Source organism: Alteromonas sp. ABM1_013 (genome assembly GCF_056160505.1).
In genome coordinates, this window is the sequence record NZ_JBSWXH010000005.1 from 456,974 (window position 1) to 481,081 (window position 24,108).

A 24,108-nucleotide genomic window follows, 5' to 3' on the forward strand; every position below is an offset into this window, starting at 1 on the left:
CACGTGAAAATCTGCAGAATAGTCAATATCGAGTAAGCACAACTTAAACCGTGCTAGAGATTGTTTCTTGGAAAAAGGGGTAAGACCGTGGTTAAACAAGCACTTATTGTTATTGATATTCAAAACGACTACTTTCCTGAAGGGAAGTATCCTTTACACAAACCAGAGCTTGCGATGCAAGAAACACTTAAAGCGATGGCTATTGCAAAGGAAAAGAGCATTCCGATTATTCATATACAGCATCTCGTACCTGTTGCCGCCGGAGAAGGGTTATTTTTCTATGAAGGCACTCATGGTGCTGACATTCACAAAGAGGTGATTGCCGCAGCACCGAATGCACCCGTTATCACGAAGCAACACGCCGATTGTTTTGAAAAAACCAATTTAGAAGAAACCTTACAGTCATTGGGCGTGGATGAAATTCTTCTGGCAGGAATGATGACGCACAATTGCGTAACTCACACAGCATTGTCACCAGCTGCTGCCAAGTATTCCCCTAAAGTAATTGAACCGTGCACCTGCACACGTGACGCCATTGGTCACCTATTGGCGCTGGATTCTATGCAAGTGCGCGGTATTGACATTGTATCGATAGAAACCGCATTCGCTTAGCTCCGACTTGTTTCGCTCATCACGTTGTTCGACTACTTGATGAGCGCTAACACTTCTCGGAATTTTGGATGTTGGCATGATTTTAAAAGTTCAAAAACTGTCATCTCAAAACTGCTGATTTGCGCGCCTCGCTCACGCATATTGTCAATGGCTAGCAAAGCGTTAGAAGATTCTCTGGAAGAAATGCAGTCCTGTATTACTTCCACAGTGTGATTATTTTCCAATAAACCCGTTACCGTTTGATAGACGCATACGTGGGCTTCAATTCCCACAACCAGCCATCGATTTAATTCCATATTACCAATGTACGCCAGTATTTCGGACGAGCACTGGTCAGTACCCGCTACAGCGTTAAAAGTAAACTTCTTAAAGTGAGGGTCACTTGCAACATGAGTTTCAATTTCAGGGACCGTTCCACCTAAGCCATCAGGATTTTGCTCAAGCACGACTACGGGAATATTGAGCAATTTACAACACTGTATTAGCTTTGCGGTTTTGCATATCATTGCTTCGCTATCGCTGACTCTTCGAGCTAAAGTGCCCTGAATATCTACGACCAACAACCCTACCTTTTCTTCGTCTAAAGGCATCATTCACACCGCTTGTATTTAAGTTATGGCTTCACATTCGGCTCTTTTCGCTTTGTTTTACGGCGTTAAATTGCTCTCGAAATCCTCACACAAACCGCAATACCAAGGAAATAATGACACCGGTTACAATAAGCTGAACCAAGCAAAAGCCCATAATGTCTTTGGCTTTCAGGCCGGCTATGGCAAGTACGGGGAGCGCCCAAAACGGCTGAATTAAGTTCGTCCAAGCGTCGCCCCACGCCACTGCCATTGCTACCCTATTAACTTCCGCACCCAGCTCAGCGGCCGCGGGGAGGATTACAGGTGCTTGCACCGCCCACTGCCCGCCACCCGAAGGTACGAAAATATTAACAATACCTGCACTAATAAAACTCCATACGGGCAACGACTCTGCAGATGCAAAACTAATTAGCCATTCTGACATTGTCTGCGCCAATCCAGATTGCACCATAACCGCCATGATGCCAGCATAAAACGGAAACTGTATTACAATTCCGCTGCCGCCTTGAACGGCTTGCTGCAAACTATGTAAAACATTACGTGGCGTACCGTGAAGGACAATAGCAAGGAAAAGAAATAGCGTATTAACGATGTTTAGGTTTAGCCCGCCGCCAGAAATGAAATAATTTGTAAGATAAGCAAGCCCAGCGAACCCGACAAGTAAACCAAGCGCTTTGCTGTTTTCAAGTTTATCGGCGGGTCTTTCGTTTTCTGCTGAAGGTAAAGCATCGTCTTGTAGCTTCGTGCTATCCACAATCACGCTTTCAGATTTAGGAGGGAGCATTAAGCGATTCACAAGGGGGATAACTACAAACATAATTGCCAACAACAGTAAGTTGAAGCTGCTAAAAATCGTCTCGCTGGTACCAATTACACCTATTTGTGCCTCTGAAAAATGGCCCGGTGTTGCAATAGTTAACGGTACAGAGCCCGCCAAGCCGCCATGCCATACGACAAAACCTGAGTATGCGCTGGCCACCAATAGCCGATAATCTACCGACACTTTTCTTGCAAGTGCTTTGGCAAATAACGCACCTACCACTAGCCCGAAGCCCCAGTTTATCCAACTGGCTGTAAGCGACACTAAAGTAACCAGTACAATAGCGCTTCCTGGGCTTTTAGCTAGACGGGCGAGACTTTCCAGCAGCGTTTTGACTAGCGGCGTGCATGCCAGCATAAACCCGCTTACTAAAACCAAGAGCATTTGCATTGAAAAGGTTAACAGTCCCCAGAATCCGTCGCCCCACTGTTGAACTGTGGTAAGTGGTGATTGGTCTTGAATGACCACCGCAAAGAAAAGCGTTATGAGCGTTAACAATAAAACGAAAATATAAGGGTCGGGAAGATATCTTTCGACGAGTTTTACAAAGGGTTTTGATGCACGATTTAGCATTAACGCTCTCACAACTTGTTAAAAACTTGTTGCATATTAACGCGTTTACTTCTTCGTTGGCGAGAGGCTAGTTAATTTTGCTAAGCCACTTCTGTAAGGTCGACGTTACTTTTTGATGATCGATAGGCTTTGTTAGAAAGTCATCCATACCTGCTGCCATACACATATCTTTATCGCTCTGCATGGCATTGGCCGTCATCGCTATAATAGGCGTACTTTTATAGATATCTCCCGCCGCGCCTTCACGAATACATTTAGTCGCTTCGAACCCATCCATTTCGGGCATTTGGCAATCCATAATTATTACGCTGTATTGTGCTTCAGGCTTGCTGTTCTTCAACATATCTAACGCTTCTAGTCCATTATTAGCTACATCCACCTGATACCCTTCGCTTTCGAGTGCATTAGTAGCAACCAGTTGATTTATCGCATTGTCTTCAACTAACAAAATCCGTGTTGCTTCGATATCAAGTAAGCGTCTCTTAGGTTCCTGCTCTGCTAGGTCTTCATCTGGATGTTGCTCTACAAAATCTGCAGTATCCATACCCAACTGCTGTGAATGCACATCGTTTTGTGTACCGGGTTTACCTACCGTGGTTTCAAGTATTCTTAGTAAATCTGAGGTCGTTATCGGCTTAGGCAGACACTCATCAATGGGCACCCCTCTAAACTCGCTGTAGCTATCGACATCGCTTAATTTGGTCATAAGAATAGTACGACAGTGTTTCAAGTTAGCCATACCCTTAAGGTTCAGTAAGTGATTGTTTTGCTCGTTTTCATCAACCACTTTTTCCAAAAACAAAATGTCAATACTTAAAGGATTTTGTTCACTAATCTCATCAGCTAAGTAAAGCGCTGCAGCCTCTTCTAATGAAGATGCAGTTAATGCATTCACACCCCAAAGCCCAAGCTGGTTTTGCATAGATTGTCTTGTTGAGGCATTGTCATCCACTATTAAGCAACGCGTGTTTTCTTTAACAAGTTCAGGTTGCAGTGTCGTGCTTTCCTTCGAGCCCGTAACTTTGCATACAACGTTGAAGCAGCTTCCTTTGCCAAGCTCTGAAGTAACGCTTATGTCACCACCCAATAAATGACACAAATTCTTAGTTATACTTAAACCAAGTCCAGTGCCGCCAAAGCGCCTCGTTGTAGACGCGTCTACTTGGGTGAAGGCGTCGAACAAATGAGGAAGTTTGGATTCCGGGATGCCTATCCCCGTATCTTTTACAGTTAAGTGCAGCATACCTTCATTTTCAACATCACTTGGAAGTAACCTTGCTGCAATGTAAATTTCACCCTGTTCAGTGAATTTAACGGCATTGCTTAAGAGGTTAGTCAGAATTTGTTGAATTCGGTTTGGATCTGAATATATCTTTGTTTCGCTGATTTCAGAGAGATCAACGATTAGTTCTAGGTCTTTTTCTTGTGCTGAGTGCGCTACTGATAGTGCAACACTTTCCACTAACTCCCTTAAGTCAAAATCCACCGACTCTAGCTCAAGCTTGCCTGCCTCTATCTTTGAAAAGTCTAGAATGTCATTGATAAGCACAAGCAACGAGTTAGCACTCGTTTTAGCAATACTCACGCGCTGGCTTTGTTCTGCTGTCAGGTCACTTTTTTTCAACAGGCCAAGCATACCTATAACACCATTCATCGGCGTCCTAATTTCGTGGCTCATATTGGCAAGAAATTCAGACTTCAACTTCGTGGCTTCTTCGGCACGTTCAAGCGCTTGTTTTAAATCGTTCGCCTGCGCTTTTAGCGACGCAGTTTTTTCAGATACCTGCTGTTCTAGTGTTTGAACAAAGCGTTTCTGTTTAGTGATTTCGGTTTGCTGTAGGCGGGTGCGCAGGTAAATCACTAATACAACCATACCTATCAAAAATAAGCCGTAGATAGTGTATGCCCACCAGCTTTTCCATGGTGCTACTGCCACATGTAAATTCAATGATAGAGTATCATCACCCCACTCACCATTGGGTTTCATGGCTTTTACGAGTAACCTGTAGTCGCCCCCATTTAAGTTGGTAAACGACACCGAAGCATGATTTCCAATATCAATCCACTGCTCATCGTACCCTTCTAATTTGTAAGCAAAGCGGGCACGCTTAGGGTCTGAAAAATCTAAAATCGCAAAATCTAATGAAAAAAAGTAATCTTCATAAGAAAGGTTGATATCAGTAACATAGGACAGTGGCTTATTAAGCTCTACTGATTCCCCCATTTTGTTAAAACCGGTAAGAACTATATTTGCGCTAACTGCATCGGTTTGCTCTTGGTTATATTTGAAGTACTCTATCCCCCGCTGACTGCTCGTAAAATAGGTATTTTCACCCGCTTTAATTAAGCTATCAGAGTAAAAGTTTTTACCTGCCAAATCTGTATTACTGTTGTAGCTAATAACATTTTGTATGTCGGGATTATAAAGATAAACACCTTTGTTGGTGGTAAGCCACAGTCTGCTGTCCTCGCCATCGGCGATAGCTCTTATCAAGGTGGTGGGCAGCCCATTCTTCTCACTAAAATGCTTGAAGGTTTTAGACTCGGCGAAATACTGGTACAACCCCCTTTGCGTAGCTATCCATATTTCTCCATCATTCGTTTGGTGGATATCTTCCACAATGCTGTCAACCAAACTTCCCTGCTGATCCTTTGCGCCACTAAAAAACGTGAAACTTTCACTATCGACTGACCACAAATTCACACCTCCGCCCGTACCTACCCACATATTGCCGCTGGCGTCTTTGTATAAGCTATGAATTTCTGGGTGCGTTAAGCCGTCTTCGGTTGTGAGATGCATGAATTTTTCGGAATGCTTATTGTAAATGTAGATACCATGCTTATAAGTACCAATCCAAACGTTGCCGCTATTGTCTAGTTCAAGTGCTCTGAACTCACGAAACTGACGATAATTGCTGTCAGTCTTAGGGTATTCAATGCGGTTTATTGCTTTAGTATGTCGATCAACTCTGACCACAAAGTCATCTTGTGCTACCCACAGAAACCCTTCTTGATCCGGCACGATAATAGGTCTTTCTATAACCCCACGCTCTTTATAACCTTCAAGCTCTTTAAATACCGAGTCGTATTCTTTTTGCAAAAGCTCTTCTCTCACTTTCCATTTGAACACGTCGGCGTTTGCCGTAACAATGAGCACATCGCCCTTTTCATCGCCATTTTTATTTCCATTTTCATCTACATGATCAAGTGCGATACCACTTGGTGCGGTTAGTAATTCACTATTAATTTGTTTAATTTTTCCGCGAGGAGAAAATTTAAAAATCCCGTGAACCTCACTGGTAATCCACTTGGTTTTAGTATGATCTTCAAAAATTATGCGAAGGCCATTTTCATAACCAAAGTCGACCTTTTCAACATAGTTCCCCTCTCCGGTATGACGATACAATCCCTCGGTAGTGACGAACCATATTTGACCATCGTGGTCCTCAATCATTGAGTTTACTTGGCTTAGTGGTTTACCTTCTCGTGTCGTTTGAGGCAGAAAAACACCGGAACTTGGAAAGAATAAGAAGGGTCCATTTTGCGTAGCGACGAATAGCTGATGAGAAGATGTACGAAGTAAACTACGTATTTCATTCGCGCCCGTAGCCGTTTTGTTTTTTGGATCCGGCAAGAAATGCTTGGCGTCTAACGATTTTTTATCGAGTAAATTTATCCCATAGCTGGTCGCTACCCACAGACTATCGGCATCGTTATCAATAATGTCCCAAATGCGATTGTGGGAAAGACTATTTTTATCCCCTGGTATTTTTTGTACTCGCTGAAATTCTCCATTGCCTAAAAAACGATTAAGCCCTTTGTCGTAAGAGCCTAGCCAGATATCACCTGCGTTATCTTGAAAAAGTGACTGAATTCGGTTTGATGACAAAGAATTTGTATTATCAGGCACATTTAAATAGCGCTCATACTCACCGGTTGTAGGGTCGTATTTGTTAACACCACCGCCCCACGTACCCACCCAAATATTGCCCTCGGCATCCAACATTAAGTTGCCGGCATCGTTATGAGAAAGGCTTTGGCCGTCTTCGCTATTCGATTCAAAGAGCTTAACGTTGCGACCGTCATAACGCATGACGCCATTTTCTGCTGTGCCAAACCAAAGGAAGCCTTGGCGGTCTTGGACTATGGAATAGATTTCTGATGAAACAAAGCCATCTTCAGCGGTTAAAAGTTCGACCGCATATTCGTTCATTAACTTATTCGAACCAGATGCGAGCGCAACAGTAATACACACTACATTTAGAAAAGCGATTGCAAACACGCGGAAGGGGGAGAGTATAAATTTTGTCGTGTTCACCAGAGGGGTTGTCTTCAAATCAAGAATTGAGCAGCTAATTAAACTTGTTTAACTTTAGTGCATGTTGTCGCCGCTCACCATTCTACAAAAGGCGCATTTGTCACCAACAAATAAACGCTTCTTGACCTGAATCATGACGTACAAAAGCTATAGGTATATGATTAACGATGACATTAACCAACAAGGCCAGTAGATAGTCTCTTTTTAAACGCTTTTGTGCTGAAAGAAAAAGAGACATTAAAGCCCGATTTTATTTGCGTCAGGAGAACACAATGACAAAGTCATATAAAGAAATTACCGATAGCTTAAATCCGTATCTAGCCGAGGTTAAAAAAGGCGTGCCAGAAGTCATGAAAGGGTTTTCTGATATGGCTAAGGCTGCGACCGCAGACGGTGCGTTGGATAAAAAAACGAAAGAACTTATTGCTCTTGCGATTGGTATTGCAACGCGATGCGATGGCTGCATAGGCTTTCATGCTAAAGCGTTAGTGCAATTAGGTGCTACCCGTGAAGAAATCGAAGAAGTGTGTGGTATGTCGGTTTACATGGGCGGAGGCCCATCGTTCATGTACGCTGCAGATGCTTTGCGTGCATTTGATGAGTTTAGTGAATAATTCCTAATAAAAAAGGGCCGAGAAAATTTTCGGCCCTTTCGCTTGCTTTGTAGTGTCGCTTATTACAGTGAATTCATACTCTGCACACTGACAGGTCCAAGCTCCGCTGCTTCAACATCCGCTTTGATTTTTTCTGCATCACCAATGATTATCCAAGTCAACTTTTCCGGATGCAGCACCTCTTTCGCCGCATTGCTTAAATCGTCTAAAGATAAGCCATTGTACTTTTCGACCAAAGACTCTGGATAATTATATTCTCTATTGAATCTCTTATTTGATAAGAGGCTATACATTACCGCATCGGCCGTTTCGAATTGACCAGGCAACGAGCGGACTTCATCCAACCGAGCTCTTTCCAATTCATTCGCCATTGGGGGCTTATCCCCTATATATGCATTGAGCTCTTTTTTGAGTTCAAGCAGAGACGGCCCTGTTTTATCGGTTTGCACTGGTGCATACACCATAAATGGGCGTTGACCTCTTGCGTCTTGAAGAAAGGTATACGCGCCATAAGACCAGCTTTTATCTTCGCGTAAATTCATATTCACGCGAGCAGTGAAAGCGCCACCTAGTGTTTGGTTCATAGCATTGATGGCTATATTGTTGTCTGCACCTGTTGGTGGCGCTAAATGCGCTGCCAGAATTAGCGACTGTTGCGCACCTGGGCGATCAATAATAATCGCTTGGCCTTGCTCAGGCATGGACGCTTCAGCTATTTGTTTCGTTCCTTTATTGCCTTCTACTTTCCATTTACCAAACTCTTTTTCAAGCATAGGTTTTATGACGTCTAACGTAGTGTCACCAACGACAAAAATTGTCGCATTATCAGGGCGTAGCCACGTATCTTTAAAGCTAACTAGATCGCTTCGCGTCACTGCTTTCACGTCTTGCTCAGTTCCGGTACCGGTAAACGGAATACCATAAGCATGGTCTTCACCATAGATAAGCGGTGGAAGTAAGGTTAGCGCAATACTTACAGGGCGTGTTTTTTGCTGTGCAATATTGCTTAAAATAAGGGCACGTTGACGTTCAATCTCTTCTTCTTTAAACGTGGGCGATTTTAATATATCCCCCAAAAGTGCCAAAGAAGGCTTCATGTTTTCGGTAAGCATCGACATGCTAACTGTAGTGGTGTCTAGATTTGAGCCAGCATTTAAATTTGTTCCCAATTGCTCTAGCTCTGCCGCTAGTTCCAAGGCATCGTATTTACCCGCGCCTTCGTCGAGCATCTGCGTAGTGAAACTCGCGAGGCCAAGTTTACCCCCCGCATCAGCAGCGTAACCTGCATCAAACTGCACCGCCACGTTAACTAAAGGTACCGTAGAGCGTTTCGCAAACACTACATTCACACCGTTAGATAAAGTGGTCTGCGTAACCTCTGGGAAGCTTAGTTGTGTCTCTGCATCAATTGACGGCAAACCTGAACTGCGATCAACGCTTTCAGTTGATGCTGTATGTTCAATAAACGGCACAACCGTGATTTGGTGCCACCCTTCTTTTAACCATTTATTCGCAGCCGCTTTAACACCTTTGGGCGTCGCCTCACCTAGCTCCTCTAATTCAGTTTTGAAATAGTTAGGGTCACCAGCAATAAACTCACCGCTAGCAAGGGTGTCTGCTTTCCCGCCAAAGCCCCCTACTTCTTCTAGCCCTCGAATAATTGAAGCGCGTTGTTTCGTCGATACAAGCTTAACTTCATCTTTGCTAGGGCCTTTACGCAAGAATTCATTAATGACCTTATCAATCTCTTTTTCTACCTTTGCTACGTCAACGCCGTCTTTAACATCAACAGTAATACCAAAGATAGACGCCATTTGTAGCTCGTAATTAAATACCGAGGCATTGGTGGAAATTTGCTGATCGTACACCAACTCTTTGTAAAGACGTGAATTTTTACCATCGCCCATCACGCTTGCAGCGATAAACAGGTCGGTTGCGGTCGATGACGTGTTTTCAGGTGAGACCCAGAGGCGATAAATGCGCGACTGTGGCACTTTGTCTTGGATCACTTCTCGGGTGTTTGCGCTACGTTTCGGTACCCATGCTTCCCATTTAGACAGTGCTGGACCCGGTTCAATATCAGCGAAGTACTTATTAACCAAAGGCTTGGCTTCTTCTGCGTTAATATCCCCGCTCAGCACCAATATTGCGTTATTGGGGCCATAGTATTGGTTAAACCAGCCCTTAACGTCGTCAAGCGATGCGGAGTTAAGATCTTCCATCGAACCAATCACCGTATGATGATAGGGATGCCCTACGGGAAATAAGCCTTCAAAAATATGGGTGAATACGCTTCCGTAAGGCTGGTCTTCGCCTTGACGCTTTTCATTTTGTACAACGCCACGCTGTTCGTCTAACTTCTCTTGTGTTACCGCACCTAACAGGTGTCCCATACGGTCAGATTCCATCCACAATATACGGTCTAGAGCCGGCGTTGGAACGGTTTGAAAATAGTTAGTTCGGTCAAAATTTGTGGTACCGTTGAGGCCTGTGGCCCCGGCTTCTTGAAGCGGCCCGAACCACTCATCATCATAGTTTTCGGTACCGTTGAACATGAGGTGTTCAAATAAATGCGCGAACCCAGATTTACCCTCAGGCTCATCTTTTGAGCCCACCTTATACCACACCGCTACAGCTACCACTGGCGCTTTGCGGTCTTCGTGAACAATTACGGTTAACCCATTATCAGTAGTAAATTTTTCGTAATCGATATTGATATCGTTCTTGGCAAACGCTGAGCCTATCAGCGTACTGCTTACTGCCAGCACACCTACGCTCACTTTCAAGCGCTGGGTGAGATGCTTAAGTACAGTCATGTCGTCATCCTTAATCTTATTATCTGCGCTGAACACCAGAATGTGCCAGGCACCACAAAGCGGCTATTCGCCTGTACTAAACATAAACCAATCTGGCGGTTAATAAAGGGCTGTAGTGCAGAAAACTGTAACGGATTGTAAAAGAGGAAAAACGATGAACGGGGGAGATAGTTCTTGTGAGAAAGTAAATAAGGAAAGCCGCAATTACATTGCGACTAACCGTGCCCAAAGTGCTTTGACTTGCTGAGCATCTTCACTGTCTAATTCGTTGTTAGCGAAAGCATTATTAAGGCTTTCGAGCATTTTGTCATTAAGCATCGCAATGGTAGCGCCTTCTTGCATCTCTAGTTGGCGTGCCTCTACCGCGAAATGACCTTGTAAGTAGCTGGCAATAAACAATTCGTCATCACTACCGTGATTTACCACGTCATCAAGCGATGCCTCAATATCTGCAATAGCTTTAACGACACTTTCTGGTGCTGCAGCAGGTGGTAACACGTCTTACTCCTTTCTGTTGTTAATTTCAGTTGTTTATCTCTATGTTTTCAGGTCGAGATAAACCTCGTTGTTCTAAAGGCAATAAATTCGCTTTAGTGTATGGCGTAATGCCTTTAAACAGCTTGGCAAAGTACCTTGTCTTTGTAGCCGGTAATAACCGTAAAAGCGCCTGCTAATTCAGCGTCTAGCGCGGCATCGCTTGAATCTAAACGAAGCGGTTTACCATTTAATGCCTGTAGTTTTTGTTTAGTGGCAACGACAAGCATATTTTGTTTGCCAATTTGACGGATAAACGCTGGGCTTAACTGTTGATTTCCACGCCCCAAAATGTGGCCCTGACCACCGATAACCGTCAAAATAACTTTGGTGGGTTTGTCATGAGTCAGCGCAATTAGCTCGCTAGCAGTCACATCACTTGCGATTAGTGCACCTTGCTTCACCACATCAACGCCTAACAAGGTATTGTCTAAGCCAAGGAACTCCATAACCGCACCTACGGTCGAGCCCGAGCCCATTACAAAATAGGTGTCAGGTTCATCGTCCATAATTTCGCTGACATAAGCAGCAATGTCGTCCAATACCAGCGCTTCGTCTTCTTTGCCGCCCATTTTTACGGCTTGAACGTAAGTGAGTTCTGCCGGTACGCGCATTTCGCCATAATGCTTAGCAATAACTTTCCCTTCGCGAAACGCGTTTTCGTCAATATCACGCACTTCGGCGTCCATTTCACTTACAAGCTCGCCTGCGATCATTTGACTTAATACCTGACCTGCTGCTGACGGCGACACGCAGTAAACGCCAGAATGAATTTTACAACCGGCAGGCACACCTAACACGGGAACTTGTGTGCCGACTACACTACAGATATTACGGGCTGTGCCGTCGCCGCCTGCAAAAAGCAGCAAGTCAACGTTGGCATCTACCATGGCTTTAGCTGCGCGTTCTGAGTCTTCGCCTTCGGTTTGTGCAGCACTAGGCGTATAGATTACCTCATAAGGAATACCTAGAGATTCACAAACTGTTTCGCCCATATCGCCCGACGCAGTCACAACAGTAAATTTCCCCGACAACGCTTCTAAGATACTGAGCGCTTTGGCCATCTTTTCGTTAGCTTTTTTCTCTGCTCCCATAGCGAGGGCTTTTTCACGAATTTCAGCCCCATCGCTACCTTTTAGGGCAAGCGCTCCGCCAATACCGGCAAAAGGGTTTACTATAATGCCTAGCTTGAATGTGGGCTTATGATCAGACACTGACTGACTAGTGCTTACTTGACTCATTCAGCAACAACTCCTATCCCGTAACCTGTTTCGCTGCTTTCTAAAACTGTTGGTGTATTTTCAGCCGCCTTGTTTCCTGCTTCACTGCCGGGTACAGCTGACAACTTGCTTTCGCCAAACACAGATGACAGCGCTTGTATAAAACGTTCAGCGCGTGGTGGAAAACCATTAGTTTTAAAAGCTTCTAGCTGAGCAGCCACGTTTCGGGTAAAACCTTCTCTGTCGGGCTCAGCACCATTTAAGTTGTCTGTACTTACCTGAAATTTTCTGCCGGCGGCTTCGGTAAACGCCCATTCAATAGCCTGTGGCTTAATTTCTACTTTTTCAAAGTCTGCTTGCTGCACTGCATCGCGGCCATCAGGGCAATACCAGTAACCGTAATCTTCTAAAAGTCTGCGCTTTTCGCCTGCAATGCACCAATGCGCAATTTCATGTAAGGCACTTGAAAAGAACCCATGAGCAAACACGATTTGATGGTAAGGCTTTTCGTTATCCGCGGGGATGTAAATAGGTTCATCATCGCCCAAAACCAAGCGCGTATTGAAATCTTCAAACGTGCTATTAAACAGTGATATTAACGTTGGAACATCGCTGTCTTTTTCTAAACCTGGGGCGTGTGCGCCAGTGGTCTCATTTTTACAGGCATTGTTCAATGATGACTGACTACTTTGACTGTTCATTAAGTAAATTAAAAATCTAAATAAGCAAGCTAAACTAATGGCGGCAGAGTATACCAGTAAAACTTTGTCTTCTCACTTGAAAGGCACGCTTGCTTAGGTCAATCTAGGTTTACAACAGCAGATAAGCCACACTAGCTCAACAGGGAGTTTCTCATTTGGCGCAAGAGATAATTAAACATATTCACCGGGTAAATGCCCTTCGTGATTTGGCCAATCAGTTGGGAGTAATGCCTATCATTCATCAGCTGCAGCATTGGCAGTGCGAACGCTTACTGGTCACGCACGACGATTTGGCGCAGCAAAAACGTTATCAAAAAGCCATGGCGTTTTTTGTAGATGAATTGTACGGCCCGAAAGATTTTAGCCAGCGCGACGCTGATTTAGTTCGCGTTATTCCGAAGCTCGCAAAAGTACTGCCCGACAAAGCCATGAATGCCATGGACGATGCATTGTCATTAAATGCACTATCGTTCGATTTAGATATGGCAATGGCCCAGTACTTAAAAAGTCATTTTCCCGGGGAGCCCATCAACCGAGACAACTACGCTTTGGCTTATCGCAATGTGGGCAGGATGGAAGATAGAGCGCATCAAATCGACATAATTTCTCATTTGGGCGATCAACTCTCTGATGTCATAAAGATTCGTGGTATAGGTATGTTGATTTCCCTATCCCGTCGCCCAGCCAAATTAGCTGGCTTACTGGCTCTGCATGAGTTTTTAGAGCGTGGTTTTAATGCATTTAAAGCGCTAGGCGATGTGCAAGGCTTTATACAACCTGTTTTGGTAAGAGAAAAAGCAATTATGCAATCTTTGTTAAGTGACGATTTAACCTTACCTGAAGATAATCCGTTGCCTGTAGTTTAAGTTGCAAAGAAAGTAATGCAAAAACAGGCCTTCGTGAGCAACGGCACTACGCCGACGGTAATGAAGCAAATAGGGTATAAACAAGATATATGAATAAGGAAAAGGTTTGAGCAACCCAACGCTTAATTGGATGTTAGATAACCCCTATGTGCAGCAATGGCATATTAATGAAACACACATCGATCACTATCAGCATGTGAACAATGTGGCGTACCTCTCTCAGCTCGAAACCTTAGCTTGGGCTCATTCAAACGCCCTCGGCCTACAGTTTGCCGATTATCAGGCGCTAAACCGCGGCATGGTTATTAAGCGTCACGAGCTTAACTACCACCTGCCAACACATCTTGGAGATACGTTAGAGTGTGCGACTTGGATAGTGTTTTGCGATCGCAAACTAACTCTGAAGCGTCAATTCCAGTTCATCTGCCCAAAGCGTAACAAACCCGTTTTTGATGCACTAACAACTTTCGTTTGCGTCAGCCTTGATACTGGCGCGCCAAAGCGGATGCCTAAGCAATTTGTGGACATATACGGCGAGGCTTGTATATCCAAATGAGAACCTGGCTAGCAGTACTGCTTACACTGTTTCTATGTGTGTCGTTGGGCATCAATGTTTACCTATGGATTAGCTTAAAGCAGCATAAAAACGGTGCTTATAAGTTAGAAGCAGACTATGAGCATCATTTACAACATGAAGCAGCGCTAGAAAGTGAGACTCAGGCAAAGGGCAATATAGAGCCCTTCAACAAAGAACGTGAATCCACCTCTTTTTCGAATGCTGACAGAACTAACATACCGTCAAATGAGCGTGAAGATTTGCGCTTATCTTCGCAACAAATTACCCAAAGTGATATCGCTACGCTAACTACCCTACTCAATAATGGACAATATGCGTTGCTCGCCACAGAGCTTACAAACCTTTTAAAAAATGACCCGCTCAACGAATCGCTGCTGTTGCTAGAAGCTGAACTAATTGAGTTAACCAAGCCCCTGCCCACAGCGATAGTACACTACTACGACTTGGCTGAACTGCCTCTTTCAACTAAAACTCTCGCGTTTATCGACACAAAAATTGCTACTTTGTATCAACAAGCGCAAACGCAGTTAAGTCAAGACGAACAATGGGAACTGGTGGCTAGATTAAATGAGCCACTGTATCAACGCATACCCGACGCAAAACACTACACCCTAAATTTGGCTGAAGCTTATGCTTACCAGCAAAAGCTTACGCTAATGGAAGATGTACTCGCTGCTCTGCCGATAAACGATAGAGACGCCAATATCATTCGCAATAAAGCCTATGACATGCGCGATTTGGCCAACATAGATAACGCGCCAAGCGAAAGCGAGCTAGCGCCATCAGACGTTGATGCCGCGCGTTATCAAACACGCGTAGCTTTAGAACGCATTGGCGATCAATATCGCCTTGATGCAAAGGCGTTAAACCAAAAAGCCACCATGATTTTAGATACGGGTGCTAGTACTACTGCAATATCGTCGCGATTATTTGCTCGCTTGGGCCGTATGCGAAACCTCACGTTTATTGGCAACTTCAACGTTAGAACTGCATCGGGAACTATCGAAGCCCCTCTGGTACAAATACCGCGCTTTTATTTCGCTGGATACGAGTTCAACGATGTATCTGCCATCGTTCTCCCCGAAGACGCCCTACCCGATGCTGATGGTTTACTGGGAATGAACGTTTTAGGACAGTTTGACTTTGCGATAATGCCTCAGTCTAGTGAATTGATTTTAACGGAGCGTGATAATTAGCCCGCAAAATTTGTTTACCGCTGCTCGTGCCCCTGTGATAAAGTCCAGAGAGTTTACAAATATTCAGACAGCAGTTGTAATGCCACGGTTGGTTATTCTTTTCAGCATTATTTATCTATCAAGTTTAGTTAAAAGTTTACACGCACAAGAGTATGCTAATTGTGTTAGCTGCCATCAGGAACAAGTTACGTTGTGGCAACAATCAGACCACGCGAAAGCAATGGCCCATGCTAATGATAAAACCGTGCTTGCCAATTTCGATAATGTTTCTATAACTCACTTCACGCAGAAGGCACGTTTTTTCAAAAACGAAAATAAATTTTTTGCCGCGCTCACAGAAGCAGGAAGTACGAATATCTATCCAATCACTTATGTTTTTGGTCATTTTCCGTTGCAGCAATACCTCATCGAAACACAAGCAGGTAAATTTCAAGTTTTTCCTTTTGCTTGGGATGCTCGAGACGAATCAAAAGGCGGCCAACGTTGGTACCCCAATTATCCATCTGAGGATATTACTCCTAAAGACAGGTTGCATTGGAAACAACCGATGCAAAACTGGAATGGTATGTGTGCAGACTGCCACTCAAGCGGATTAAAGCGCAATTTTGATACTAAGACGCTTACATTCGACAGCCAGTTTGATGAAATCAATGTGTCGTGCGCATCCTGCCACGGTGATATGGCATCGCATTATACTGCAAATACAACAAGCGTTAATGACAGCGAACCAAATAAAAAGGGCAACGTTACGCAAGTTGAAGAAGCCAATCACCATAGGTCATTGCTCACTTCTCACGATCTGTCTCAAAATGAACAACAAGCAATTGGAAGGTGGCTGTTAAAAGATGGAAGCAACATCGCTACTTGGCACGAACAAAAAGATGGCGAATTTATTCCTGCAAAACGAGACAATCGGTTTATGGAAACGTGCTTTGCGTGTCACTCTCTGCGCACCTCACTTTCTGATGGAATAGACCCTAAAAAACCTTTCTTAGACCAGTTCTCACCTTCGCTTCTTATCTCACCATTGTATTTTGCTGATGGGCAAATACGTGAAGAGGTTTATGTATACGGCTCTTTTTTACAAAGCCGCATGTATGAAGCTGGTGTTAACTGTATAGACTGCCACAACCCACACTCTATGAAGCTCAAAATAGAGGGAAATGGTTTGTGCCTTCAGTGTCACTCGGCATCGGCTTATGAAGGTGAAAAGCATACAAAGCATGTGGGGAGTGAAAATGTAAATCAGTGCGTAAACTGCCACATGCCTACGCGCACCTATATGGGTGTAGATGCACGGCGGGATCATAGCTTTAGTATTCCAACTCCCAACGTTTCTTCGACTACTGGCGCACCCAACGCATGTTTAAACTGTCACGACCAAGATAATGATTGGGCATCAGAAAAGCTAATCAACTGGTATGGCAAAGACTCTACACTAAACAAACAAGAAGAAAACTATATCTCTGTTATGCAGGGTAATATTCATAGTAAACAAGCTGTGCTGCGTATTGCCCATTCGTCGTCTCTTCCAGTTATAAAACGGGCTACTGCGCTGAGCTTGTTGGCATCGTCGAACCAGGCACTTACTGATAAAGATTTACGGAAATTTATTCTGCATGAAGAGCCTTTGCTAAGACTGGGGGCGGCGCAAGCCGGTCGTGCACTTCTTCCTAATGAACGAACGAAAACGTACGCTAATCTACTTGATGATAAGTATAAAGCCATTCGAGTGACTGCAGCTAATAACTTGCTTGGTCAGGGCTTAAACACAGAGACCTTTAAGAAAGCGCTTGGAGAGCTTAGGTTGTCGAATACCGTAAATCAATGGCGGGGGGAAGGTAACCTCAATCAAAGTCTGGTTGAATATCAGCTCGGCAATATTCATCAAACAGAAAATCTGCTTAAACAAGGTTTAACTGTAGACCCTTACTTTGAGGCAAACTACATCAACTTGGCCGAATTGTATCGCGCTCAAAATAAACTTCTGTTAGAAGAACAAACCCTCCTTGATGGAATGAGCAATTTACCTGATAGCGCGCTCATCCATTATTCGTTAGGCATGCTGCATGTTCGTAAACAGGATAAAGCAACTGCAGTTACATTTTTCAAAAAAGCAACAGAACTTGCCCCTGAGAACCCACAAAATTGGTATATTTACGCCCTCGCTTTAGATAGTGTAGGTCAAACGAAAAGCGCACTCAACGTACTAAAAAAAGCCATAAAGAGACAGTCTGATAATTCGCTTATCAGCTTGGGGTTGTCACTTTCACAAAAAATAGGCGATGAAGCGTCGTACCGCTTATTCCAGTCTAAAGTTAGGCGATAAACAAATCACCGTACTACTGAGGTCATGCTTTGCATGCCCTAATGGGCAAGCGTTCTAGCTGTAAAAAGCCACTAATCAGCATTTACTACAACTAAAGGAAACGTCTCAAACGCCACGCCTTCATGCCCTGTTTTCATAAAGTTGAGGATATTGGCGTGGTCGTTACCATCGGGGTTATTGAGTACGTCTTCACGATAAAAGCGCCCAAACAAAGCCAGTGTTTGTGCTTGGTTTAGGTTTAAATACTGACCCAGTGCAAGCAGCTTGCATGAGCCATTATTCTGGTTAGCTTCGTTTGTTACATCACCATTGGTGAACGCGGTTGGCGTAAAAGCAAACATGCTATCAACGAGCGCGATAACATCGTTAAACTCGATAGTCTCTGGTGAATTGCTAACGGCTTGAACTAAGTCTTGAGTGTTGCTGAACGTCATGTTTATCTCAGTGAAAAAAGAAAACGATAATAGCAGGTCTAGGTAACTTCAACAGGCTAAAACAGGTGTGGTTTCGGTATTTTCATAAAAAATCACAGCCTTCGGCTTAAAAAAATAAACCCCTCCGAAAAAAAGAGGGGTTTATCATCAATTTAAAGCACCTTTTGATGCGGCACTTCTATTTCTAAACGCGTTTGCACTAGGTCATTAAACCGCAGCACACACCCGTGTACCTTGGTCGATGGCGCGTTTAGCGTCTAGTTCCAACGCTTCATCGGCACCACCAATTAAGTGATAAGGCATGTTTAAGCCTTCAACGATATCACGCATCGGCTCTTGGCCTGCACAGATGATGATGTTGTCTACCGGCAATACTTGGCTATTGCCTTCTACCGTAATGTGTAGCCCTTCATCATCAATTTTATCGTAGCTTACGCCAGGGATCATGGTCACGCCTTTGGCCAGCAAGCCTACTCTGTGCGCCCATCCTGTTGTTTTGCCTAAACCCGCGCCAACTTTTGTGGTCTTGCGCTGCAATAGGAAAATCTCTCTTGGCGATGGCTCTGGCTGCGGCTTAACGCCTTCAATACCCGCGCGAGCCGAGAAGGTCATATCAATGCCCCACTCTTTCATAAATGCAGGAATATCTTGGCTTGGCGTTTCTTTGCCATGAGACAAATACTCAGCGGTATCAAAACCAATACCGCCAGCACCGATAATGGCCACCTTATTCCCTACAGGCTTTTTCTCTTTTAACACTTCGATATAGGTCAGCACTTTTTCGTGCTCAATACCATCAATTGCTGGCGTGCGTGGCTTAATACCCGTCGCAATCATAACTTCATCGAAACCTTCATCGTTAAGCGCAGCCGCGTCAACATAAGTATTCAATTTGAGGGTAATATTTTTATGGAGCTCAATTTGGCGCTTGAAATAACGCAGCGTTTCATAGAATTCTTCTTTGCCAGGGATTTGTTTAGCAATATTAAACTGCCCACCAATTTCGCTAGATGCGTCATAAATCACAACGTCGTGACCACGCTCGGCCGAGGTCACTGCTGCTGCTAATCCCGCAGGACCTGCGCCTACAACCGCTACACGCTTTTTAGTCTCTGCTGGCTTAACGTTAATTTCAAGCTCGTGACACGCACGAGGATTTACCAAACAGCTGGTCATTTTGCCGTTAAATACGTGATCAAGACAGGCTTGGTTACAGCCAATACAGGTATTGATTTCATCGGCCTTATTTTGCTGCGCCTTGCGCACAAAGTCAGGGTCGGCCAAGAATGGGCGAGCCATTGATACCATGTCTGCATCACCGCGAGACAGTACTTCTTCGGCAACTTCAGGGGTGTTGATACGGTTCGATGTGATTACCGGAATCGAAAGTGCTTCGCGGAATTTAGCCGTTACCCACGTAAATGCCGCACGCGGTACTTTAGTAGCAATGGTTGGGATACGCGCTTCGTGCCAGCCAATACCGGTGTTAATGATAGTAGCACCCGCTTTTTCGATTTCTTTGCCAAGCTGTACGACTTCTTCATAAATAGAGCCTCCTTCAACAAGGTCAAGCATCGACAAACGGTAGATAATGATAAAGTTCTTACCTACAGCCTCACGCACGCGGCGCACGACTTCAATAGGTAAGCGGATACGGTTCTCGTATTCACCGCCCCATTCATCGTCACGATGGTTAGTGCGTTTAGCAATAAACTGGTTAAGGAAATAGCCTTCAGAACCCATGATTTCAACGCCATCGTAGCCAGCGCGCTGGGCTTGAGTTGCTGCAGTGATGAAATCTTTAATTTGCTTTTCAATCTCGTCAGCTTCTAGCGCTTTTGGCTTAAACGGGTTAATTGGCGCTTGTACCGCAGAAGGTGCAACAAGCTTAGGGCTATACGCATAACGGCCCGTGTGCAATATTTGCATACAAATTTTGCCGCCAGCAATATGCACTGCGTCAGTCACTTCTTTGTGGTTTTTCACTGCTTCGTCTGTGTCTAAACGAAACGTTGAAGGATGGGTAGCGCCTTCTTCATTGGGCCCAATACCGCCGGTAACAATAAGACCTACGCCACCTCTGGCACGTTCGCCATAAAATGCTGCCATACGTTTATGGCCGTCGGGTAATTCTTCTAAACCCGTGTGCATAGAGCCCATAAGCACGCGATTTTTTAGGGTAGTAAACCCTAAATCTAATGGGCGAAATAAATGAGGGTAAACGGGATGATCGGTAACGGTCTGATTCATGATACATTCCTGAAAGTGGTTTAGGCTTGGTAAAAGCCGTTAAAAAGCCTGTTTAAATGTTCTTATTTGATGCGCTTCTTTTGTAGAAGCGCTATTTGTCTAAGTGTTTACTTAATTTCTGTAATAGAAATCATGTCGCGCACCAGCCTTAACGAATGGTAATTATCATTGGGCCAACAATGAGCAATTAGCAGCTAGGACAGCGCGCGTTCATACATAAACTTACGAATTCATTTTCTTAATGGCCGGGTGTAATGGCGGATATTCCGGCAGCGTTTTGGTTTTCTGTGCTTCCATGGCTTTAAACACATCTTCCATTTGAAACATGCCCGCTTGCCATGTGGCCATATAGGTCAAGCTTTCTGCCACAGTGTGTTCTACCGCGTAGTTAATCATAGTCTTAGTACCTGAAACTGCGAGCGGCGAATTCATTGCAATCTGCTGCGCTATTTTCATCACCGCTTCTAGCATTGATTCTTGGTCGTCAAATACCTGATTTACAAAGCCAAGTTGCTGCGCTTCTGCGGCACCAAAATTGCGCCCGGTATAAGCCAGTTCTTTTACTATGCCAATAGGTATAAGCTTTGGTAATCGCTGGAGCGTACCGACATCTGCTGTCATACCTAATTGGGTTTCTTTAATAGTGAAAAAAGCGTCTTGGGTGCAATAACGCATATCACATGCACTTAGTAAATCTACTGCACCACCAATTGCCCCGCCCTGAACTGCACCAATAACCGGCATACGTGCCTGTTCTATGGCGGTAAAGCTATCTTGAAGCAACATCACCATACGGCGCATGCGCTCTGCTCTGCGCGACGGGTCGCCCTTAAAGTCTTCTTTCATATTCAGGAACACCGATAAGTCCATACCGGCAGAGAAATGCTTACCCGTAGATGAAATAACGATGACGCGGGCTTGACCCTCGTCATCGATTTCACGAATAGCCGCTGGCAATTCGGTCCAGAACTCAGGGATCATACTGTTCATTGCATCGGGGCGGTTAAGTACTACGTGGGCAATATGGCCCTCTTGTTTTACTTCTAATGTAGAGTACTTCATGGTTTGCGCTGTCTCCTTGGGCTGTTCCTGTTAACAAATTTGCAAACTAGACAGCGTCAAGATAAAAGGCTATGTTGACACTGTCAAGATAAAACGTTATCTATTCGTCTCAATTTTGAAAATGGAAACATTGGATTTATGGCTAATGCAGTACAAAGCTACCATCACGGCGACCTGCGCAGCGCACTGATAGAGGCGGCTACCGCGCGTCTCTCTGAGCACGGCGTTGATAGTTTATCTCTTAGAAAGCTAGCAGAGGATGCCGGTGTGTCACGTACTGCGCCCTATCACCATTTTAAAGACAAGAGTGCGCTGTTAAGCGCCATTGCAGCCAAAGGCTTTAGCGATTGGCATACCGCAGCTAAACGTATATTCGAGCAAGAAGATAAGACACCACAGGTGCGTTTTCGCGAATTTGTGCACGAATACATTGGCTATGCTGCCGACAACCCCGAGATGTACGAATTGATGTTTGGTCGCACTATTTGGCAAAACCAAGCGGCGACCAACGATCTGAAAGATGTTGCATTTCCCTGCTTTCAGTTTCAAGTAACGATGACGCGCTATTGGCAGGATAAAGGGCTACTTCCGAACAATCAGGATGCGCTGAGACTAGCACAGGTAACGTGGGGTACGTTACACGGTATTGCGCGTTTACTTATTGACGGAATATACGCTGACAGCAGTCATATCGACGAGATGTGTGATTGTGCAGCGGATTTATTTATGCAAAAGCAGGTATAACGTCTTATCAACGCAACCACTTGAATATAGCGTTGCGCTTGTACGCCGCGAAAAGTGTTTAACTGCCTAGAGCGGTAAAATAACCTAGAGCGGATGAATTGCCAGAGCGAGATGAGGGCTCGCTCTTAGCATTTTTTATTTACGCCGATTCTGCTTTAGCCAAAGATATTGGCTGACCTTCGTGCGTCGCTTTAATGAACTCAGCAGCACGTTCGGCAATCATGACGGTGGGTGCGTTGGTATTGCCGCCAATCAAGCTTGGCATCACCGAAGCATCTACCACTCTAAGACCTGCTATGCCTCTTACCCGCAACTGAGTATCAACCACTGCCATCTCATCGTCATCACTGCCCATTTTACACGTACCAATTGGGTGATAGATGGTTTCAGCGCGCTCACGTAAAAATTCTAATATTTCTTCATCAGTTTGCGCATCTTCCCCTGGGTATAACTCACTACCTTGGAACTTGTCGAAGTCTGGCGCAGATAGCAGCTTCCTGGCAATACGCACGCCTTCAATCATGACTTGCTGGTCTTCCTCTGCGGATAAGTAATTCGGGTCAATAAGCGCTTGATCGGCAGGATGGTTACTTTGAAGCGAAATAGTGCCGCGGCTTTTAGGATATAGACAACATACGTGCAGGCCATAACCGTAACCAAAAGCCAGCTGTCTTCCGTGGTCGTTTAAAATTGCAGGTAAAAAGTGGAATTGAATGTCAGGACCTTGTGTTGCTAAGCTTGAACTAACAAAACCACCGGCTTCAGCGATATTTGAAGAAAGAATACCTTTGCGCTTAAACGCGTAGTCTGCGGTGGCTTTAACGTAAGAAGGCAGCGCTCCGAATGCCACGGCATAACCTTCTCTGGCTTTACAGGTATATTGCACGATGGCATCTAGGTGATCTTGTAGGTTTTGGCCCACACCTGGCAAGTCTTGCTGTACAAAAATCCCCTTTTCTTCTAATTCTGCTCTGGGTCCAATCCCCGAAAGCATTAGAAGTTGAGGTGAATTGATCGCGCCGCCGCAAAGAATAACTTCACTTTTAGCGAAATAGCGGTTTACTACCCCTTTTTCACGCACTTGAACCCCAATAGCACGCCCTTCTTTTAATAACACCTTTTCAGCAGCGACTCTTGTAAGCACGGTTAAGTTGTTGCGGTGCTTTGCCTGCGTTAAATACCCTTTTGCTGTTGAGCAGCGCTGGCCGTTGACTTGTGTAACATGATAGTAACCAAGCCCTTCCCTATCGTCTCGGTTAAAGTCATTAAGCTGTTGATAGCCTGCAATCGACGCAGAGTTCACAAAAGCATCGGACAGTACGCTGGTATGCCGAAGCTTGCTAACATTTAGTGGGCCACCTGTGCCGTGGTACTCATCAGCCCCTTCTTCAAAGTTCTCAGAGCGTTTGAAATAAGGCAGTACATCTTCAAATGACCAGCCCTCGGCCCCTTCTTCATTAGCCCAGCGGTCGTAGTCTTCTTTTTGCCCTCGAATATAGCACATGGCGTTGACTGAACTGCTGCCGCCCAAGGTTTTACCGCGAGGCCAGAACAGCTCTCTGTCGTACATTTCTTTTTGAGGAGCCGTATGATAACCCCAACCAATGCCTTCAAACCTGCTAAGCAGAGACAAACCAAAAGGAATATGAATAAGTGGGTTGGTATCCTTTGAGCCAGCTTCCAATAGCAAAATATCTAACGCAGGATTTTCCGATAATCGAGTGGCAAGCACTGCACCCGCAGAGCCCCCGCCTACAATGATGTAATCGTATTTGCTGAGTACTTCGCTCATTTCGCCAACTCCTTGAGGGCAAGACTTTTAAATGTTAATAAAACGTTGTGGTACGACCAG

At 44.7% G+C, this 24,108-nt stretch carries 18 protein-coding genes; 7 read left to right on the forward strand and 11 right to left on the reverse strand.

The window, feature by feature from the left end; translation table 11 throughout:
* Window positions 1–87 precede the first annotated feature (87 nt).
* Window positions 88–612, forward strand: a complete 525-nt coding sequence (locus ACXAGK_RS16690; protein WP_474857094.1) for a cysteine hydrolase family protein — start codon at window positions 88–90, stop codon at window positions 610–612.
* 32 nt (window positions 613–644) lie between these two features.
* Here the strand turns inward: ACXAGK_RS16690 and ACXAGK_RS16695 are convergent, their stop codons facing one another.
* The 3 genes from ACXAGK_RS16695 to ACXAGK_RS16705 form a co-directional block, all read right to left on the reverse strand.
* Window positions 645–1,205, reverse strand: a complete 561-nt coding sequence (locus tag ACXAGK_RS16695) for an isochorismatase family protein (RefSeq protein ID WP_474857095.1) — start codon at window positions 1,203–1,205, stop codon at window positions 645–647.
* An 82-nt stretch (window positions 1,206–1,287) separates the two neighbouring features.
* Window positions 1,288–2,595, reverse strand: a complete 1,308-nt coding sequence (locus tag ACXAGK_RS16700) for a short-chain fatty acid transporter (protein WP_474857096.1) — start codon at window positions 2,593–2,595, stop codon at window positions 1,288–1,290.
* Between the two features lie 67 nt (window positions 2,596–2,662).
* On the reverse strand, window positions 2,663–6,913 hold the full coding sequence (locus ACXAGK_RS16705) for a hybrid sensor histidine kinase/response regulator (protein WP_474857097.1): 4,251 nt from the start codon (window positions 6,911–6,913) through the stop codon (window positions 2,663–2,665).
* 272 nt (window positions 6,914–7,185) lie between these two features.
* Here ACXAGK_RS16705 and ACXAGK_RS16710 point away from each other — a divergent pair, with 272 nt between their 5' ends.
* Entirely contained in the window at window positions 7,186–7,527 is a 342-nt protein-coding gene (locus ACXAGK_RS16710) for a carboxymuconolactone decarboxylase family protein (protein WP_202943007.1), read from the forward strand.
* Window positions 7,528–7,589: 62 nt separating this feature from the next.
* Here ACXAGK_RS16710 and ACXAGK_RS16715 read toward each other — a convergent pair whose 3' ends face one another.
* The 4 genes from ACXAGK_RS16715 to ACXAGK_RS16730 form a co-directional block, all read right to left on the reverse strand.
* Complete coding sequence (locus ACXAGK_RS16715; RefSeq protein ID WP_474857098.1) at window positions 7,590–10,343, reverse strand: M16 family metallopeptidase; 2,754 nt, start codon at window positions 10,341–10,343, stop codon at window positions 7,590–7,592.
* A gap of 204 nt (window positions 10,344–10,547) precedes the next feature.
* The gene (locus tag ACXAGK_RS16720; protein ID WP_474805991.1) at window positions 10,548–10,841 is read right to left on the reverse strand and encodes a YfcL family protein; all 294 of its coding nucleotides are present in this window, start codon (window positions 10,839–10,841) and stop codon (window positions 10,548–10,550) included.
* Window positions 10,842–10,954: 113 nt separating this feature from the next.
* Window positions 10,955–12,118 carry an ATP-NAD kinase family protein gene (locus ACXAGK_RS16725; protein WP_474857099.1) on the reverse strand — a complete coding sequence of 388 codons (1,164 nt, stop codon included), beginning with the start codon at window positions 12,116–12,118 and terminating at the stop codon, window positions 10,955–10,957.
* Window positions 12,115–12,798: an elongation factor P hydroxylase gene (locus tag ACXAGK_RS16730; protein WP_474857100.1), complete on the reverse strand. Its 684-nt coding sequence runs from the start codon at window positions 12,796–12,798 to the stop codon at window positions 12,115–12,117. Before ACXAGK_RS16730 ends, ACXAGK_RS16725 begins: the two co-directional genes overlap by 4 nt.
* Window positions 12,799–12,953: 155 nt before the next feature.
* On the opposite strand from ACXAGK_RS16730, the gene ACXAGK_RS16735 reads away from it, so the two are divergent.
* The 4 genes from ACXAGK_RS16735 (at window position 12,954) to ACXAGK_RS16750 (ending at window position 17,766) form a co-directional block, all read left to right on the forward strand.
* A complete protein-coding gene (locus ACXAGK_RS16735) occupies window positions 12,954–13,664 on the forward strand; it encodes a DUF8198 family protein (RefSeq protein WP_474857101.1) in 711 nt (236 codons plus the stop codon).
* A 106-nt stretch (window positions 13,665–13,770) separates the two neighbouring features.
* A complete protein-coding gene (locus ACXAGK_RS16740) occupies window positions 13,771–14,220 on the forward strand; it encodes an acyl-CoA thioesterase (protein WP_474857102.1) in 450 nt (149 codons plus the stop codon).
* Window positions 14,217–15,437: a retropepsin-like aspartic protease family protein gene (locus tag ACXAGK_RS16745; protein ID WP_474857103.1), complete on the forward strand. Its 1,221-nt coding sequence runs from the start codon at window positions 14,217–14,219 to the stop codon at window positions 15,435–15,437. The genes ACXAGK_RS16740 and ACXAGK_RS16745 overlap by 4 nt, the downstream gene beginning before the upstream one ends.
* A 79-nt stretch (window positions 15,438–15,516) precedes the next feature.
* Window positions 15,517–17,766 (forward strand): tetratricopeptide repeat protein, encoded by a 2,250-nt coding sequence (locus tag ACXAGK_RS16750; protein ID WP_474857104.1) that lies wholly within the window; start codon window positions 15,517–15,519, stop codon window positions 17,764–17,766.
* A gap of 71 nt (window positions 17,767–17,837) precedes the next feature.
* Here ACXAGK_RS16750 and ACXAGK_RS16755 read toward each other — a convergent pair whose 3' ends face one another.
* From ACXAGK_RS16755 to ACXAGK_RS16765, 3 genes are all read right to left on the reverse strand, one after another.
* Window positions 17,838–18,200 (reverse strand): HopJ type III effector protein, encoded by a 363-nt coding sequence (locus ACXAGK_RS16755; RefSeq protein ID WP_474857105.1) that lies wholly within the window; start codon window positions 18,198–18,200, stop codon window positions 17,838–17,840.
* A 207-nt stretch (window positions 18,201–18,407) separates the two neighbouring features.
* Window positions 18,408–20,450, reverse strand: a complete 2,043-nt coding sequence (locus ACXAGK_RS16760) for an oxidoreductase (protein WP_474857106.1) — start codon at window positions 20,448–20,450, stop codon at window positions 18,408–18,410.
* Between the two features lie 222 nt (window positions 20,451–20,672).
* The gene (locus ACXAGK_RS16765) at window positions 20,673–21,512 is read right to left on the reverse strand and encodes a crotonase/enoyl-CoA hydratase family protein (RefSeq protein ID WP_474857107.1); all 840 of its coding nucleotides are present in this window, start codon (window positions 21,510–21,512) and stop codon (window positions 20,673–20,675) included.
* A gap of 138 nt (window positions 21,513–21,650) precedes the next feature.
* Between ACXAGK_RS16765 and ACXAGK_RS16770 the strand changes: the two genes are divergently transcribed.
* On the forward strand, window positions 21,651–22,256 hold the full coding sequence (locus tag ACXAGK_RS16770) for a TetR/AcrR family transcriptional regulator (protein WP_474857108.1): 606 nt from the start codon (window positions 21,651–21,653) through the stop codon (window positions 22,254–22,256).
* A gap of 139 nt (window positions 22,257–22,395) precedes the next feature.
* Here ACXAGK_RS16770 and ACXAGK_RS16775 read toward each other — a convergent pair whose 3' ends face one another.
* Window positions 22,396–24,048 carry a GMC family oxidoreductase gene (locus tag ACXAGK_RS16775; RefSeq protein ID WP_474857109.1) on the reverse strand — a complete coding sequence of 551 codons (1,653 nt, stop codon included), beginning with the start codon at window positions 24,046–24,048 and terminating at the stop codon, window positions 22,396–22,398.
* Between the last annotated feature and the right edge of the window lie 60 nt (window positions 24,049–24,108).

What these genes read in the sequence shown, in the direction of transcription:
- ACXAGK_RS16695 (WP_474857095.1), bottom strand. Translation starts at nt 1,205, where the DNA reads ATGATGCCTTTAGACGAAGAAAAGGTAGGGTTGTTGGTCGTAGATATT.
- ACXAGK_RS16700 (WP_474857096.1), bottom strand. Translation starts at nt 2,595, where the DNA reads ATGCTAAATCGTGCATCAAAACCCTTTGTAAAACTCGTCGAAAGATAT.
- ACXAGK_RS16710 (WP_202943007.1), top strand. Translation starts at nt 7,186, where the DNA reads ATGACAAAGTCATATAAAGAAATTACCGATAGCTTAAATCCGTATCTA.
- ACXAGK_RS16715 (WP_474857098.1), bottom strand. Translation starts at nt 10,343, where the DNA reads ATGACTGTACTTAAGCATCTCACCCAGCGCTTGAAAGTGAGCGTAGGT.
- ACXAGK_RS16725 (WP_474857099.1), bottom strand. Translation starts at nt 12,118, where the DNA reads ATGAGTCAAGTAAGCACTAGTCAGTCAGTGTCTGATCATAAGCCCACA.
- ACXAGK_RS16730 (WP_474857100.1), bottom strand. Translation starts at nt 12,798, where the DNA reads ATGAACAGTCAAAGTAGTCAGTCATCATTGAACAATGCCTGTAAAAAT.
- ACXAGK_RS16745 (WP_474857103.1), top strand. Translation starts at nt 14,217, where the DNA reads ATGAGAACCTGGCTAGCAGTACTGCTTACACTGTTTCTATGTGTGTCG.
- ACXAGK_RS16750 (WP_474857104.1), top strand. Translation starts at nt 15,517, where the DNA reads ATGCCACGGTTGGTTATTCTTTTCAGCATTATTTATCTATCAAGTTTA.
- ACXAGK_RS16755 (WP_474857105.1), bottom strand. Translation starts at nt 18,200, where the DNA reads ATGACGTTCAGCAACACTCAAGACTTAGTTCAAGCCGTTAGCAATTCA.
- ACXAGK_RS16760 (WP_474857106.1), bottom strand. Translation starts at nt 20,450, where the DNA reads ATGAATCAGACCGTTACCGATCATCCCGTTTACCCTCATTTATTTCGC.
- ACXAGK_RS16765 (WP_474857107.1), bottom strand. Translation starts at nt 21,512, where the DNA reads ATGAAGTACTCTACATTAGAAGTAAAACAAGAGGGCCATATTGCCCAC.
- ACXAGK_RS16770 (WP_474857108.1), top strand. Translation starts at nt 21,651, where the DNA reads ATGGCTAATGCAGTACAAAGCTACCATCACGGCGACCTGCGCAGCGCA.
- ACXAGK_RS16775 (WP_474857109.1), bottom strand. Translation starts at nt 24,048, where the DNA reads ATGAGCGAAGTACTCAGCAAATACGATTACATCATTGTAGGCGGGGGC.